Source organism: Kocuria himachalensis, assembly GCF_054784195.1.
Map to the genome: position 1 here is coordinate 17216 of NZ_BAAGPL010000017.1, position 14520 is coordinate 31735.

General features: G+C 72.8%; 14 protein-coding genes and 1 tRNA gene. 8 read left to right on the forward strand and 7 right to left on the reverse strand.

The window, feature by feature from the left end; translation table 11 throughout:
* Positions 1-28 precede the first annotated feature (28 nt).
* The gene (locus ACYVM4_RS11695) at positions 29-1054 is read right to left on the reverse strand and encodes an NUDIX hydrolase (RefSeq protein WP_368820438.1); all 1026 of its coding nucleotides are present in this window, start codon (positions 1052-1054) and stop codon (positions 29-31) included.
* Positions 1055-1253: 199 nt separating this feature from the next.
* Here ACYVM4_RS11695 and ACYVM4_RS11700 point away from each other — a divergent pair, with 199 nt between their 5' ends.
* Positions 1254-2222, forward strand: a complete 969-nt coding sequence (locus ACYVM4_RS11700; protein WP_460668687.1) for an IS481 family transposase — start codon at positions 1254-1256, stop codon at positions 2220-2222.
* 10 nt (positions 2223-2232) lie between these two features.
* Here the strand turns inward: ACYVM4_RS11700 and ACYVM4_RS11705 are convergent, their stop codons facing one another.
* From ACYVM4_RS11705 to ACYVM4_RS11715, 3 genes are read right to left on the reverse strand one after another with little or no spacing between them, the layout of a single operon-like run.
* A complete protein-coding gene (locus tag ACYVM4_RS11705) occupies positions 2233-4500 on the reverse strand; it encodes an RNA degradosome polyphosphate kinase (RefSeq protein WP_368820437.1) in 2268 nt (755 codons plus the stop codon).
* Between the two features lie 59 nt (positions 4501-4559).
* Positions 4560-5492, reverse strand: coding sequence for a mycothiol synthase (mshD, locus tag ACYVM4_RS11710; protein ID WP_460668688.1), 933 nt, complete (start codon positions 5490-5492; stop codon positions 4560-4562).
* A 50-nt stretch (positions 5493-5542) separates the two neighbouring features.
* Positions 5543-6226, reverse strand: a complete 684-nt coding sequence (locus tag ACYVM4_RS11715; RefSeq protein ID WP_460668689.1) for a response regulator transcription factor — start codon at positions 6224-6226, stop codon at positions 5543-5545.
* Positions 6227-6466: 240 nt separating this feature from the next.
* On the opposite strand from ACYVM4_RS11715, the gene ACYVM4_RS11720 reads away from it, so the two are divergent.
* The 3 genes from ACYVM4_RS11720 to ygfZ all read left to right on the forward strand — a co-directional run bounded on the left by ACYVM4_RS11720 (position 6467) and on the right by ygfZ (position 8891).
* On the forward strand, positions 6467-7072 hold the full coding sequence (locus ACYVM4_RS11720; protein WP_368820435.1) for a hypothetical protein: 606 nt from the start codon (positions 6467-6469) through the stop codon (positions 7070-7072).
* Between the two features lie 116 nt (positions 7073-7188).
* A complete protein-coding gene (locus ACYVM4_RS11725) occupies positions 7189-7788 on the forward strand; it encodes a heme-binding beta-barrel domain-containing protein (RefSeq protein ID WP_368820434.1) in 600 nt (199 codons plus the stop codon).
* A gap of 5 nt (positions 7789-7793) precedes the next feature.
* Positions 7794-8891 (forward strand): CAF17-like 4Fe-4S cluster assembly/insertion protein YgfZ, encoded by a 1098-nt coding sequence (ygfZ, locus tag ACYVM4_RS11730; RefSeq protein WP_460668690.1) that lies wholly within the window; start codon positions 7794-7796, stop codon positions 8889-8891.
* An 86-nt stretch (positions 8892-8977) separates the two neighbouring features.
* Here ygfZ and ACYVM4_RS11735 read toward each other — a convergent pair whose 3' ends face one another.
* Positions 8978-10009: a 6-phosphofructokinase gene (locus ACYVM4_RS11735; protein ID WP_368820432.1), complete on the reverse strand. Its 1032-nt coding sequence runs from the start codon at positions 10007-10009 to the stop codon at positions 8978-8980.
* Positions 10010-10190: 181 nt separating this feature from the next.
* On the opposite strand from ACYVM4_RS11735, the gene ppk2 reads away from it, so the two are divergent.
* A complete protein-coding gene (gene ppk2, locus ACYVM4_RS11740) occupies positions 10191-11108 on the forward strand; it encodes a polyphosphate kinase 2 (protein WP_460668691.1) in 918 nt (305 codons plus the stop codon).
* 75 nt (positions 11109-11183) lie between these two features.
* Here the strand turns inward: ppk2 and ACYVM4_RS11745 are convergent, their stop codons facing one another.
* On the reverse strand, positions 11184-11531 hold the full coding sequence (locus ACYVM4_RS11745) for a hypothetical protein (RefSeq protein WP_368820430.1): 348 nt from the start codon (positions 11529-11531) through the stop codon (positions 11184-11186).
* Positions 11528-12733 carry a pyridoxal phosphate-dependent aminotransferase gene (locus ACYVM4_RS11750; RefSeq protein WP_368820429.1) on the reverse strand — a complete coding sequence of 402 codons (1206 nt, stop codon included), beginning with the start codon at positions 12731-12733 and terminating at the stop codon, positions 11528-11530. Before ACYVM4_RS11750 ends, ACYVM4_RS11745 begins: the two co-directional genes overlap by 4 nt.
* A gap of 283 nt (positions 12734-13016) precedes the next feature.
* Between ACYVM4_RS11750 and ACYVM4_RS11755 the strand changes: the two genes are divergently transcribed.
* From ACYVM4_RS11755 to nusG, 3 genes are all read left to right on the forward strand, one after another.
* Positions 13017-13089, forward strand: a tRNA-Trp gene (locus tag ACYVM4_RS11755).
* Positions 13090-13200: 111 nt separating this feature from the next.
* Positions 13201-13473, forward strand: a complete 273-nt coding sequence (gene secE / locus ACYVM4_RS11760; RefSeq protein WP_017833270.1) for a preprotein translocase subunit SecE — start codon at positions 13201-13203, stop codon at positions 13471-13473.
* Positions 13474-13556: 83 nt separating this feature from the next.
* On the forward strand, positions 13557-14414 hold the full coding sequence (nusG, locus tag ACYVM4_RS11765) for a transcription termination/antitermination protein NusG (protein WP_368820428.1): 858 nt from the start codon (positions 13557-13559) through the stop codon (positions 14412-14414).
* The last annotated feature ends 106 nt before the right edge of the window (positions 14415-14520 follow it).

A 14520-nucleotide genomic window follows, 5' to 3' on the forward strand; every position in this document is an offset into this window, starting at 1 on the left:
GCCGGGGCGGAGGATGCTCCTCCGGACGTCAGTCGTCGAAGGGTTTCACGAGCTCCACGGAGACCACCCGCCGGCGGTGCCGGCGGGAGACCTGGAGCACGATCATCTCGCCGGGGGACAGGTACGGGTCCTTGGCCGGGAGCAGCGCGGCGAGCTCGGGGCTCGCGTGCCGGGCGATGACCTTGAGGACGGTGGGCAGCACCGGGCGGTGCGTGCACAGCGCCACGGGCGTGTCCTTGTCGAACATGGTCTGGGCCACGGCGGCCGCCTTCTTGGGGTGGCGCTTGTGGGCGGCCTCCGTGAGCTGCGGGCGTTCCCGCACGGGGACGCCGGCCTTCCGCGCGTACGGCACCACGGTGGACAGGCAGCGCAGCCAGGGGGAGGTGAGCACCCGCTCGGGGGACCACGCCCGGAGCAGCCGGGTCACGGCGAGGGCCTGCCGCCTGCCGGTCGCGGCCAGCGGCCGGTCGCCCTCGGCCCGGGACCAGGCCGAGCGCGGCTTCGCCTTGGCGTGGCGCACGACGATCGCCGGGCGGGTGGCGAGATCCCCGCGCTCGTGCAGGTCCACGAGGGCCGCCAGCGGCTCCCGGTCGGAGGGGTTGGTCAGCATCCGGTGCGCCTCGTCGGGCCCGACCCAGCGGACCGCGTCGACCTCGCGGCCGTCGGGCTCGGGCCGGGCGCCGGGACCGAACTCCGCGGCCCAGTAGTGCACGTCCTTGCTGCCGTCCTTGACGTCGTAGCGGATCGTGGGCAGGGGCACCCCCAGGCGCGGGAGCAGGCCGATCTCCTCGCTGACCTCCCGGTGGGCGGTCTCGGGCAGCGTCTCGCCGTCGTCCTGCTTGCCCTTGGGGAAGGACCAGTCGTCGTAGCGCGGCCGGTGGATGAGCAGGACCTCCAGGCCGCCGCCCGTCCGGCGCCAGCACAGGCACCCGGCCGCGAGCACGTCGGCGGGCCGCCTGCTCCCGGCGGCGGTCTTCGTGCCGGCCCTCGCGCCCGTCCGGTCCGTGCTCTCGTCCGTGCTCTGCTCGGCGGTCTTCTCTGCGGTCCTGGGCATGGCCCCTCTTTCGTCCCCTGTCCGTGGTGCACGGGCGTGCCGGGACCCGCGGTCCGGACCATCGGGTGGCACCTCCACGATGCTACCGCCGACTAGATGTACCCGGTCATGAGGTTGGTAGCAGAAGGGTGTTGACGTGAGGAGAGCCTCCGGGTGGGGTGTGGCTTGTCGAAGGCCCACATCCACCACGGAGGCTCTCATGTCTCACGGTAATGCCCGCACCACCGTTCACGGCAGACTCCTGATCGTGAGACGGCATCAATCCGGGATGCCCAAGGCCCACATCGCCGCGGCCATGGGCGTGTCCCGCAAGTGCGTGTCCCACTGGATCTCTCGCTACGAGACAGAGGGCGAGGCCGGCCTCCACGACCGCTCCTCGCGCCCACACGCCGTCCCAACCCGCACCAGTCCCGAGCTCGAGCAGCAGGTGCTCGAGCTACGCCGTACTCAGCGGCGGGGCCAAGACTGGATCGGTCCTGAACTCGAGCTGGCGCCCAGGACGGTGGGGCGGATCCTGCGCCGCCACCAGGTGCCGTATCTGCGCGAGCTGGACCGGCTCACTGGGGCACTCATCCGGGCCTCGAAGGCCACCGCGGTGCGCTACGAACGGGACCGCCCGGGAGAGCTGGTGCACATGGACGTCAAGAAGCTCGGGCGGATTCCCGATGGCGGCGGGTGGCGGGCCCACGGGCGTGGCGCCTGCAGCATCACCCGTGACCGCAGCACCCGGGTCGGCTTCGACTACGTGCACTCGATGATCGATGACCACTCGAGGTTGGCGTATTCGGAGATCCTCACAGACGAGAAAGGCACTACCTGTGCGGGGTTCCTGGCCCGGTCCGCGGCCTATTTCGCAGACCATGGGATTCCCCGGATCGAGCGGGTGATGACCGACAACGCCTGGGCCTACCGGAAGTCGTTGCGCGCGGTCGTGGCGGGGCTGGGTGCCAAGCAGGTGTTCATCCGCCCGCACTGCCCCTGGCAGAACGGCAAGGTCGAGCGGTTCAACCGCACCCTGGCCACCGAGTGGGCCTACCGCCGGGTCTTCACCAGCAACGACGAACGCGCCGCCGCTCTTGCCCCGTGGATCGAGCACTACAACACTGACAGACGTCACAGCGCACTCGGAGGCCACCCACCCGTCAGCCGTCTGCGACCAACCTCATGACCAGGTACAACTAGATCGTGGGCCGGCCGAGGGCCCGGCTGCGCAGGAGGTGGTCCTGGAGGTCCACGAGCGGGTTCCCCTCGGCGTCCCGGTGGTGGCGGGTCCACACGCCCTCGGCGTCCAGGTGCCAGCTGGCCGTGGCGTCCGAGACGTAGCGGGCCAGCAGCCGCACGAGCGCTTCCGCCTGGTGGGGGTCCGTGATCCGCACCAGGGTCTCCACCCGGCGGTCCAGGTTGCGGTGCATCATGTCCGCCGACCCGATGTACACCAGGGGCTCGCCGGCGTTGCAGAAGGCGAAGACCCGAGAGTGCTCCAGGAACCGGCCCAGCACCGAGCGGACCCGGATGTTCTCGCTCAGCCCCGGCACCCCGGGGCGCAGGGCGCAGATCCCGCGGACCACCACGTCGACGGGCACCCCGGCCTGCGACGCCCGGTAGAGGGCGTCGATCACGGCCTCGTCCACGATTGAGTTGCACTTGACCTGGATCCGGGCCGGCCGGCCGTCCCGGTGGTGGCGGATCTCGGCCTCGACCAGGTCGATGAGCCCGGAGCGCACCGAGCGCGGCGCCACGAGCAGGCGCTGGAAGGTGGTCTTGGGCGCGTATCCGGAGAGCTGGTTGAACAGCCGGGAGACGTCCTCCCCGACCTCCGGGTCGCAGGTGAGCAGCCCCAGGTCCTCGTAGAAGCGCGCGGTGGAGGGGTGGTAGTTGCCGGTGCCGATGTGCACGTACCGGCGCAACCCGTGCTCCTCCTGGCGGACCACGAGGGAGAGCTTGCAGTGGGTCTTCAGCCCCACGATGCCGTAGACCACGTGCACCCCGGCCTGCTCGAGCTTCCGGGCCCAGGAGATGTTGGCCTGCTCGTCGAACCGGGCCTTGATCTCCACGAGCGCCAGCACCTGCTTGCCGGCCTCGGCGGCGTCGATGAGCGCGTCCACGATGGGGGAGTCGCCCGAGGTCCGGTACAGGGTCTGCTTGATGGCCTGGACCTTCGGGTCCGCGGCGGCCTGTTCCAGGAAGGCCTGGACGCTCGTGGCGAACGAGTCGTAGGGGTGGTGCAGCAGCACGTCCCGGGCCCGGGTCGCGGCGAAGACGTCCGCGGCCTTGGCGGTCTCCGCGGCGTTGAGGTAGCGGGAGGTGTGGGCCACGTGACGGGAGTAGTGCAGCTCCGGGCGGTCGATGCCGGCGATGACCCCCAGCCCGCGCAGGTCCAGCGGCGCGGGCAGCCGGTAGATCTCGGACTCGTCGATGCCCAGCTCGGAGACGAGCAGCTCGAGCACCTCCGTGCTGATGCTGTCCGTGACCTCCAGGCGTACCGCGGGACCGAAGCGACGGCGCAACAGCTCCTTCTCGAGGGCCTGCAGGAGGTTCTCGGCGTCGTCCTCCTCGACCTCCAGGTCCTCGTTGCGGGTCACGCGGAACACCTGGTGCTCCTCGACCTCCATCCCGGGGAACAGGTCGTCCAGGTGCTGGGCGATGACGTCCTCGAGCGGGATGAACCGGGCCTGGCCGTTCGGCAGGCGGGACGCCCGGGACCCGTCCACCGACAACAGCCGGGGCAGCTGGTCCGGGACCTTCACGCGGGCGAACAGCCGCTTGCCCGACTGCGGGTTGCGGACCATCACGGCCAGGTTGAGGCTCAGCCCGGAGATGTAGGGGAACGGGTGGGCCGGGTCCACGGCCAGCGGCGTGAGGATGGGGAACACCTGCCGGTGGAAGTCCCCGGTGAGCCGCTCCCGGGTGACGGCGTCGAGCTCCTCCCACCCGACCAGATGGATGTTCTGCTGGGTCAGCTCGGGCCGCACCAGGTCGTGGAAGGCCCGCGCGTGCCGCTCCTGGAGCTCGTGGGCGCGCGCGGCGATGGTGGCCATCTGCTCCGCGGGGGAGTGCCCGGAGGCGGCCGGCCGGGCGATGCCCGTCGCGATGCGCCGCTTGAGCCCCGCCACCCGGACCATGAAGAACTCGTCCAGGTTGGAGGCCACGATGGACAGGAAGTGCACCCGCTCCAGGAGGAAGAGGTCCGGGTCCTCCGCGAGTTCCAGGACCCGGGAGTTGAACGCCACCCAGCTGGCCTCGCGGTCCAGGAAGCGCTCGGGTCCGTGCCGGCCCTCCAGCACCTGCCGGGCCGCGGGCACGGGGTCGTCGATCCGGTCCCGGTCCCCGTGGCCCCGGGCGGCGTCGGGGACGGGGGGCTCGTCGGGACCCGTGAGGGGTGCGGTCTTCGGCCCGGCGCCCGGGGCCGGCGCGGACTGGTGGGTGTCCTGCTGGTGCGTGGTCATCACGGTCCTGTCTTGTCGTGTCCGGTCCGGGCGGTCCGGGCGCGGGGAGGGCGGGCGGGTCAGCCGGGGAGGGTCCCGGCGTACATCACGTCGAGGTGCCACGGCCGGAAGCCCAGCGCCTCGTACAGCCGCAGGGCGGCGGCGTTGTCCCCGTCCACGTAGAGCATGACCTCGGCCAGTCCCTGCCGGGCCAGGTGGTTGACGCCGGCGGCCGTCAGCGCCCGGCCCAGTCCCGTGCCCTGGTGCCCGGGCGCCACGCCCACGGCGTACACCTCGCCGAGGGGGCCGCGCTCGGCGTCGCCGGCGTGGACCTTGGTCCAGTGGAAGCCGGCCACGGTCCCCGGGTCGTCCTCCCGGACGGCGAGCAGGAAGCCGGCGGGGTCGAACCACGGCTCCGCCTCCCGCTGCCGGAGGTCGTCGAGGGTCATCCGGCCCTGCTCGGGGTGCGCGGCGAACGCGGCCGCGTTGACCCGCAGCCACTCCTGCTCGTCCCGGCCGGGCTCGAACGCCCGGAGGCGGAAGCCCGCGGGCATCGCCTCGGGAAGGGGGAGGTCCGCCGCGCCGCGCAGGGGGCGCAGCAGCCGGTGCAGGTCCCGCACGGGGGCCAGTCCGTGCCGGGCGGCGAGCGCGGCGGCCGCGGGGTGCCCGCCGTGCGCCCAGGCGCGGACCGTGCCGGTGGTCCCGGCGGACACGGCGTCGGCCAGCGCCGCGCCGATCCCGGCGCCGCGGTGGCCGGGGCCGACCACGAGCTCCACGAGGTGGGCGCCGTCGGGCTCGGGCACGCGCACGGCCGCGCCGAGGAGCTCCCCGCCGCGCGAGCGCGCCAGGACGGTGCGGACCCGGCCGTCCTGCGCCGAGCGGAGGTCCACCAGGGTCTGGTCGGAGAACGGCGGGTCGCCGTCCGCGGCGGCGGCGCGGGACGCGAGCTCCACGATCTCCTCGGCCGGCGGGACGTCCGGGCGGTCGAGGTCGTACGGCACGGGCTGGGACATGGGGACCTCCTGCGGGACGGTGCGGGGCGCGCGGACGGGGGTGGACGTGCTCAGTTCTCCCGGGCCCGCGTCGTGGCGAAGCTGTAGCCCACGTTACGCACCGTGGTGATCAGGTGCTCGTGGTCGGCGCCCAGCTTGGCGCGCAGGCGCCGCACGTGCACGTCCACGGTGCGGGTGCCGCCGTAGTAGTCGTAGCCCCAGACCTCGCTGAGCAGCTGGGCGCGGGTGAAGACCCGGCCCGAGTGCTGGGCCAGGTACTTCAGCAGCTCGAACTCCTTGTAGGTCAGGTTCAGGGGCTGGCCGTTGACGTGCGCGGAGTAGGCGGCGTCGTCGATGACCACGGAGCCCGCACGGATGCGGGTGTCGTCCTCGGGGACCTCGGCCGTGCGCGAGGAGGCGAGGCGCAGCCGCGCCTCGACCTCCGCGGGGCCGGCGGTGTCGAGCACGACGTCGTCGACCATCCAGTTCGCGGCCACGGCCGCCATCCCGCCCTCGGTGAGCACCATCAGCAGCGGCGCCGCCAGCCCCTTGGCCGTGAGCAGCTGCGCGAGGTTGCGGGCGGTGATGAGATCGGTGCGCCCGTCCAGCAGGACCACGTCCGGGGACCGGCCGTCCAGACTCCCGGACACGGTTCGCGTCGGTGCGACCGAGACCTTGTGGTTGAGCAGGTCGAGGGCCGGGAGCACCGATGCCGAAGGTCCGTCCGCGTCGGTCAGCATCAGGATCTGGAACACTCGTGCTTCTCCACTCTGGCGTACGGACTGAGCTGTCAGTATAGGTGCGGGTGGGCGACCAGCCCCGCGAGCCCCCCGGCCCGGAGCGTCCCCGGCCCGGGCCCGCCCGGCGGTCCGCCCCGTTCCCGGCGCTCCACCCCGCCCCGGCACTCCGCCCGCGCCCTGCGGCGAGCCGCTATCGTTGCTCGTGTCCGCCCGGGCGCAGGTCCCGACCCTCGACAGTGCAGGAACCCGATCGCCATGAGATACGCCATGATCGCCGTGTGCAGCGTGGTCGGCCTCGTGGCGGCACTGCTCGCGGTCGCGGTCGCCGGGCCCGCGCCGCTGCTGCTGGCGCTCGGGATGTCCGTGGTCATCGGGTTCGGCTGGCCGGCGGCCACCGGCATCGCGGCGAGGCACCGCCACAACGTGATCATGACCGCCGCCGGTGTCGTCGCGGCCCTGCTGGTGCAGTTCCTGCCGGGCCAGCAGCTCGTGTGGCTGCCCGCCGTCGTCGGGGTGGCCCTGATGACCGTGTTCGCGGCGGAGCTGGTGCGCGGCGAGGGGGCCGAGCACCGGCTCGAGTCCTCGATCGCCTCGACGGCCGGAGTGCTCGCGGCGGTCAGCTCCTCCGGCTGGATCGCCCTGGCCGGCGACTACCGGGCCAGCGGCCCGGACCCGGCCCTGCTCGTGGTGGTCGGGGCGGTCCTGGCCGCGCTGGTGGCCCTCGTGGGCGGCCGCGTCATCGCGGCGGCCCCGAAGAGCTCGCCCAAGCGGGGCGTCGTGGTCCTCGGCGTGACCCCCGTGGCGTTCCTCGGGGTGGGGGCCGTGTTCACTGCCCGGCTGGTGAGCACCGTGGTAGTTTAGGGCCATGCTTGCACTCGAAATCTTCTACCTCGCCCTGCTCGGCATCTCCGGCCTGTTCATCGCCGGGATCTCCCTCAAGGTGGTCCTCGGTCTGTTCAAGGGACAGCACTAGTCCCGTGCCGATCGAGATCCCCTCGGATCTGCTGCCGGAGCTCGTCCCGTTCGCCTGGTTGCTGGGCACCTGGGAGGGCGACGGCTTCATGGGCTACGGAGAGGTCGAGCAGCGGCCGTTCCGGCAGCGCGTGACCTTCGAGCAGAACGGACTGCCGTTCCTCGAGTACCAGGCGCAGACCACGCTCCTCGACGAGGAGGGGCAGCCGATGCGCCCGGCCACAGTGGAACAGGGCTTCTGGCAGCTCGACCGCACGCTCGAGGACGGTGACGTGGGCCCCGGGATGCTCCCGCCGGACCTCGTGCCCGTGCTCCAGGGCGCCGAGGACGTGGAGCGGATGCGCAACGAGGACGGCGGCTTCGACGTCCTCGTGACCCTGACGCACCCCGGTGGCGTCGCGGAGCTCTACGCCGGGCAGATCAAGGGCCCCCGGATCGACCTCGCCACCGACGCCGTGATCCGCGCCCGCGGGGCCAAGGAGTACAGCTCCTCGACCCGCATGTACGGCCTGGTCCACGGCGACCTGTTCTGGGCCTGGGACATGGCCGCCCTCGGCGAGCCCCTGACCACCCACGCCTCCGCGCAGCTGCGGAAGATCGGCTGACCTCCGTGACCGAGCACCCTTCCCCCCTGCTCCACCGACCGGGCGCCGTCGAGGCCGAAGGCCTGGACCGCGGGGTGGCCGCCCACTACGGCGACCCGCTGCGGGAGCAGCGCTCCCTCGTGCGGACCCCCGGCACCGTGGTGGACCTCTCCCACAAGGGCGTCGTCACCGTCACCGGGCCCGATCGGCTCAGCTGGCTCAGCACGCTCTCCTCGCAGGTGCTCACCGGGCTCGAGCCCGGTCGCAGCACCGAGACCCTCTTCCTGTCCGTCCAGGGGCGGATCGAGCACGCCCCCCACGTGGTGGACGACGGCGCCACCACCTGGCTGCTCACCGAGGCCGACGAGACCGCGACCCTCGTGGCGTGGCTGGAGTCCATGCGCTTCGCGCTGCGCGTCGAGATCGAGGACCGCACCGGGCAGTGGGCCGTGCTCGGCGCCACGGGCCCCGTGCCCGGCCTGCCCGCCACGGTCGTGTGGCGGGACCCCTGGCCCCACGTCGCCCCGGGCGGATGGAGCTACGCCGTCCTCGACGGTCCCCACCCCGGCGAGGAGCGCACCTGGTGGGAGCACCTCGTGCCCCGCGACGAGCTCGACGCCCTGACCCTCGACCTCCCGCTCGCCGGTTCCTGGGCCGCCGAGGCGCTGCGGATCGCCGCGTGGCGCCCGCGCTGGGGCGCCGAGACGGACGAGCGGACGATCCCGCACGAGCTCGACCTCCTGCGCACCGCCGTGCACCTGTCCAAGGGCTGCTACAAGGGTCAGGAGACCGTCGCGCGGGTGCACAACCTCGGGCACCCGCCCCGCCGGCTGGTGCTGCTCGACCTCGACGGCTCGGAGCACACGCTGCCCGTCGCGGGAGCCGACGTGGTCGCGGGGGAGCGCACGGTGGGGCGCGTCACCTCCGTGCAGCTGCACCACGAGCAGGGGCCCATCGCGCTGGCCGTGCTCAAGCGCACCGTCGACCCCGCCGCCCAGCTCGTCGTCTCCGACGGTGAGCAGCGGTGGGCCGCGGCGCAGCAGGTCGTCGTGCCCCCGGACGCCGGCCAGGTGGTCGGCCGGCAGACGGGCTTCCTCCGCGGCGCACGGGACGCGCGCCCGTAGACTCCGCCCCGAGCCCGAGCCCGAGCCCGAGCCCGAGCCCCGGGTGCGTGAGTCCGTGGCCCTCGCGCCCGGGGGCGCCGCCCGGCTCAGCGGCCGAAGAGGACGCGGGCCTCGTCCCAGCGGTCCTGGGGGACGGTCTTGAGGCCTTCGAGGGCCTCGGCGAAGTCCACGCGGACCATGTCGGTGCCACGGATGGCCACCATCCTGCCCCACTGCTTCTCGTGCACCAGGTCGACCACGGACATCCCGAAGCGGGTGGCCAGCACCCGGTCGAAGCCCGTGGGGGCGCCCCCGCGCTGGATGTGGCCGAGCGTGGTGTTGCGGGTCTCGATCCCGGTGAGGCGCTCGATCTCGTGCGTGACGTACTCCCCGATCCCGCCCAGGCGCGGACGTCCGTCGGCCTCGGTGCCCTTCCCTGCCAGCACGTCCTCCCGATCCTCGGGGATGAACCCCTCCGCGACGACCACCAGCGGGGACCGGCCCCGGTCGTAGACCTCCTGCACCCAGGCGCAGACCTGGTCCATGGAGACCTTCTGCTCCGGGATCAGCACCGCGTGGGCGCCGGCGGACATCCCCGAGTGCAGCGCGATCCACCCGACGTGGCGGCCCATGACCTCGGCCACCATGCACCGGTGGTGGGACTCCCCGGTGGTGCGCAGCCGGTCCATCGCGTCGGTGGCGATGGACACGGCGGTGTCGAAGCCGAACGTGTAGTCGGTGGCCTGCAGGTCGTTGTCGATGGTCTTGGGCACCCCGACCACGGGCAGCCCGGCGTCGGCCAGGCGCTTGGCCCCGGCCAGCGTGCCCTCCCCGCCGATGGCGACGATCGCGTCGACGGCGTGGCGCTCGAGCATCACCCCGATGTTCTCGGGCCCTCCGCCGGGCCCGGAGTAGGGGTTGGTGCGGGAGGTGCCCAGTATGGTCCCGCCCTCCCGGGCCAGACCGCGGACCCGGGTCCGGGGCAGGTCCATGATGTCGCCCTCGAGCACCCCGCGCCAGCCGTCGCGGAAGCCCACGAACTCGTGGCCGTAGGTCTTGATCCCGTGCAGCACGGCGCCGCGGATCACCGCGTTGAGCCCGGGGCAGTCCCCGCCGCTGGTCAGCAGTCCGATCTTCATCCGTACAGTCTCCTCCGGGTGGGCGGGGCGTGCGTGGCGGCCGGACGTGCTCCGGCAGGCCCAGTCTAGTGAGTCCGGGCCGCGGCGGCGGGGACGGCCCCGGACGTGTTGGCTCCGGCACCGGCGCCCGCCGCCCCGGGCCTAGACTGCCGGAAAGGGCCCACCGGGCCCGGAAGGAGGGGTGGCGTTGAACGCGGACAAAGAACCGGCCCGGGAGAACCTGCGGGAGTTCATCGACAAGCTGGTCGACCAGGGGTACACGGTGCGGGACGGGCAGTCCCCGGACCCCGACCTCATCGATCCCGGGGGATCGGCGGTGGAGACCTGGCGGGAGGACTACCCGTACGAGGAGCGGATGTCGCGCGAGGAGTACGAGCTCGAGAAGTACCAGCTCCAGATCGAGCTGCTGAAGTTCCAGTACTGGGGCCAGGACCACGACCTCCAGCACGTCATCGTGTTCGAGGGCCGGGACGCCGCCGGCAAGGGCGGGACCATCAAGCGGTTCACCGAGCACCTGAACCCGCGCGCGGCCCGCGTCGTCGCCCTCACGAAGCCCTCGGACCGGGAGCGGGGACAGTGGTACTTCCAGCGCTACATCCAGCACCTGCCCACCGGAGGGGAGATCGTCATGTTCGACCGCTCCTGGTACAACCGCGCCAACGTCGAGCGCGTCATGGGCTTCTGCACGGACCCGCAGTACGAGCAGTTCATGGCCCAGGCGCCCGTCTTCGAGAAGATGCTCGTGGACTCCGGCATCCACCTCACCAAGTTCTGGTTCTCCGTCACCCAGCACGAGCAGCGCACCCGGTTCGCGATCCGTCAGATCGACCCCGTGCGCCGGTGGAAGCTCTCTCCCATGGACCTGGCCTCCCTGGACCGGTGGGAGGACTACACCGAGGCGAAGGAGGAGATGTTCCTGCGCACGGACACCGACCACGCCCCGTGGATCACGGTGAAGTCCAACGACAAGAAGCGGGCGAGGATCAACGCGATGCGCTTCTTCCTGGACCAGTTCGACTACGAGGACAAGGACCCGGACGTGGTCTATCCCATCGATCCGCTGATCGTCCGCCGCGGCCTGGAGGCCGTCGGCGACTGAGCCGGGGTCCGGGCGCACGGGACGACGCCGCCCGTCCCCATCCGGGGGCGGGCGGCGGCGCAGGACGGTCGGGGGTCAGCGACCGGGGCGGTCCACCAGGACGGCGTTGGCGGCGGCGTTGACGGCGGTCACGGCCAGGACCGAGGGCCAGGCCCCGATCCGCTTGGCCAGCGGGTGGGAGAGCCCGAAGCCCAGGACGTAGAGCCCGCCGAGCGCCGCGGTGGTCGCCGGCCCGCCGCGGCGCCACCACGTGTGGGCGGCCGCCGCACCTGCGGCGGCCAGCACCACCCCGCCCAGGGGGCGGACGCCGGTCGCCCGGGCGGTGGCGTACCCGCCGATCAGCCCGGCGGTCACGAGCGCTGCCGCGGGCACCTGCTCCGCCGCGGCCACGGCGGTGCCCAGGACGTCCGTCGCGGCGCTCACGCGGCGCCGCCCAGGTACTCCTGGAGCCGGCGCAGGCCCTCGGCGAGGTCGTCGTCGCCGAGGGCGTAGGACAGGCGCAGGAAGCCGGAGGGGCCGAACGCCTCGCCGGGCACCACGGCCACCTCCGCCTGCTCCAGGATCAGCTCGGCGAGCTCGGCGGAGGTCTGTGGCGTCGCGTCGCCGAACCGCCGGCCGAGCAGACCGCGCACGTCAGCGTAGGCGTAGAACGCGCCGGTCGGAGTGGGGCACTCCACGCCGTCGATGGCGTTGAGAGCCTCGACCATGACCCGGCGGCGGCGGTCGAAGGCCTCCCGCATCCGGTGGGCCTCGTCGAGGGGCCCGGACACGGCCGCGAGCGCGGCCCGCTGGGCCACGTTGTTGACGTTGGACGTCAGGTGGGACTGCAGGTTCGTGGCCGCCTTGATGACGTCGGGGGCCCCGATCATCCAGCCCACCCGCCAGCCGGTCATCGCGTACGTCTTGGCCACGCCGTTGAGGATGACCACGTTCTCGCCCAGCTCCGGCACGGCGGCGGCGATCGAGGTGAACGGCACGCCGTCGTAAGTGAGGTGCTGGTAGATCTCGTCGGTCAGCACGAAGATGCCCTTCTCCGCCGCCCAGCGGCCCACGGCAGCGGTCTCCTCGGGGGAGTACACGGCGCCCGTGGGGTTCGACGGCGAGCAGAACAGCAGCGCCTTGGTGCGCTCGGTCCACGCCGCCTCGAGCAGCTCGGGGGTGACCTTGTAGCCGAGCTCCGGGCCGGCGAAGACCTCGACCGGGTTGCCGCCGGCGAGCTTGATGGCCTCGGGGTAGGTGGTCCAGTACGGGGCCGGCAGCAGCACGTCGTCGCCCTCGTCCACGACCGTCGCGAAGGCCTGGAACACGGCCTGCTTGCCACCGTTGGTGATGAGCACCTGGGAGGGCTCCACCGCGTACCCGTCGTCCCGGGCGGTCTGCTCGGCCACCGCCTTCCGCAGCGCGGGCAGGCCCGCCGCCGGCGTGTACCGGAAGTTCGCCGGGTCCTGCAGGGCGGCCGCGGCGGCCTCCACGATGTACTGGGGGGTCGGGAAGTCGGGCTCCCCGGCGCCGAAGCCGATCACGGGCCGGCCGGCGGCCTTGAGCGCCTTCGCCTTGGCGTCCACCGCGAGCGTCGCGGACTCTGCGATGGCGCCGACGCGCCGGGAGATGCGGGACGTGGTCATGACCGGGGGCCTCCTGGAGGGGAACGGACGGTCTCCGCCGGGTGCGGGGACGGCGGTGCGGACGCCCCCATGCTACTCGGGGGTCCGGACCGCGGGCCCGTCCCCGCGGCCGCCGCGCCCGCCCGGATTGCACCCCGCCGCCCGGGTCGCCTAGGATAGTCCACTGGTGTCATCGACGCCTGCTCGGCCGCGCCGTCGCGGCGGGGCCGGATGGTAGAGTCGGTGACCGGGTCCGAGCGATCGAGGCCGGCGTCCCGACGCCGGCCGAGGCCGCGAGGCACGTAGGGCAGTGGCGCAATTGGTAGCGCAGCGGTCTCCAAAACCGCAGGTTGCAGGTTCGAGTCCTGTCTGCCCTGCTCCAGTCCGGGGTGGTCCCCGGCGCTCCCCACCGGGGCGCCGGGAGCCGCCGCGGCGACGGCGGGCCGGCAGCACTGCGCGGCACGCACGAGTCCACACAGGGAGAGCCGATGTCGCAGACCACCGCCGGCCGCGCGTCGGGCCAGCCCCCGGAGCAGGGTGCGGAGAGCCCCCGCGGCGTCTTCGGGCGCCTGTTCCTGTTCCTGCGCCAGGTCGTCGGGGAGCTCCGCAAGGTGGTCACCCCCACTCGGCGCGAACTGGTCAACTACGTCCTGGTCGTCCTCGTGTTCGTCGCGTTCATGATGGTGCTCATCTCGGTCCTGGACCTGGCGTTCGGCCAGGCGGCCCTGTGGATCTTCGGGCAGGGGGACGCCGCCGGCTGATCCGGGCGGCGCACGGACCGGCGCGGCCGGCCACCGTGACCCAGCAGAGCACGACATCCACGAAAGAACTTGAGGGAGAACCAGTGACCGAGCACGAGCTCGAAAACGGCACCGAGGCACCGGCCGAGGTCGACCAGCAGGCTCCGGAGCTGCCGGAGGCCGAGACCTCCGTGCAGGAGGACGACTTCGCGGCCGCCCACGAGCCGGACGACGCTCCGGTGGCCCCGGTCGCCGACGAGGTCCCCGCCGAGCCGGCCGCCGACGAGGCCCCCTCCGACGGACAGGCCCCGGTCGACGAGGAGACCCCCGCCGCCGAGGACGCGGCTCCCGCCGTGGATCCCGTCGAGGAGTTCAAGTCGAAGCTGCGCCGCCAGGAGGGTGACTGGTACGTCATCCACACCTACGCCGGCTACGAGAACCGCGTGAAGACGAACCTCGAGACCCGCATCCAGTCCCTCAACATGGAGGACGACATCTTCCAGATCGAGGTGCCGATGGAGGAGGTCGTCGAGATCAAGAACGCCCAGCGCAAGATCGTGCGCCGGGTGCGGATCCCGGGCTACGTGCTGGTGCGCATGAACCTCACTGACGCCTCCTGGGGCGCGGTCCGCCACACCCCGGGCGTCACCGGCTTCGTCGGCCAGGACGCCTACAACCCCGTGCCGCTGCGCCTCGACGAGGTCTTCGAGATGCTCAACCCGGTCTTCGAGGCGCCGCAGGGCGCGGGCGCCGACTCCGCCGCCCAGCCCAGCGCACAGCCCCGGATCGACGTCGACTTCGAGGTCGGCGAGTCCGTCATCGTCAAGGAGGGCCCGTTCGAGACCCTCCCCGCCACGATCTCCGAGATCAAGGTGGAGTCCCAGCAGCTGGTCGTCCTCGTGTCGATCTTCGAGCGCGAGACCCCCGTCACCCTCGGCTTCAACCAGGTCTCCAAGATCTGAGCCCCGCGGGCCGCTCCGGCCCGCCCCAGTTCCCGGCCCCGCGGTGCATGCTTCGCCGCCGGGCCGCCCGGCCGCCGCGCCACGGCGGCCACCCGCCGCCGTACGC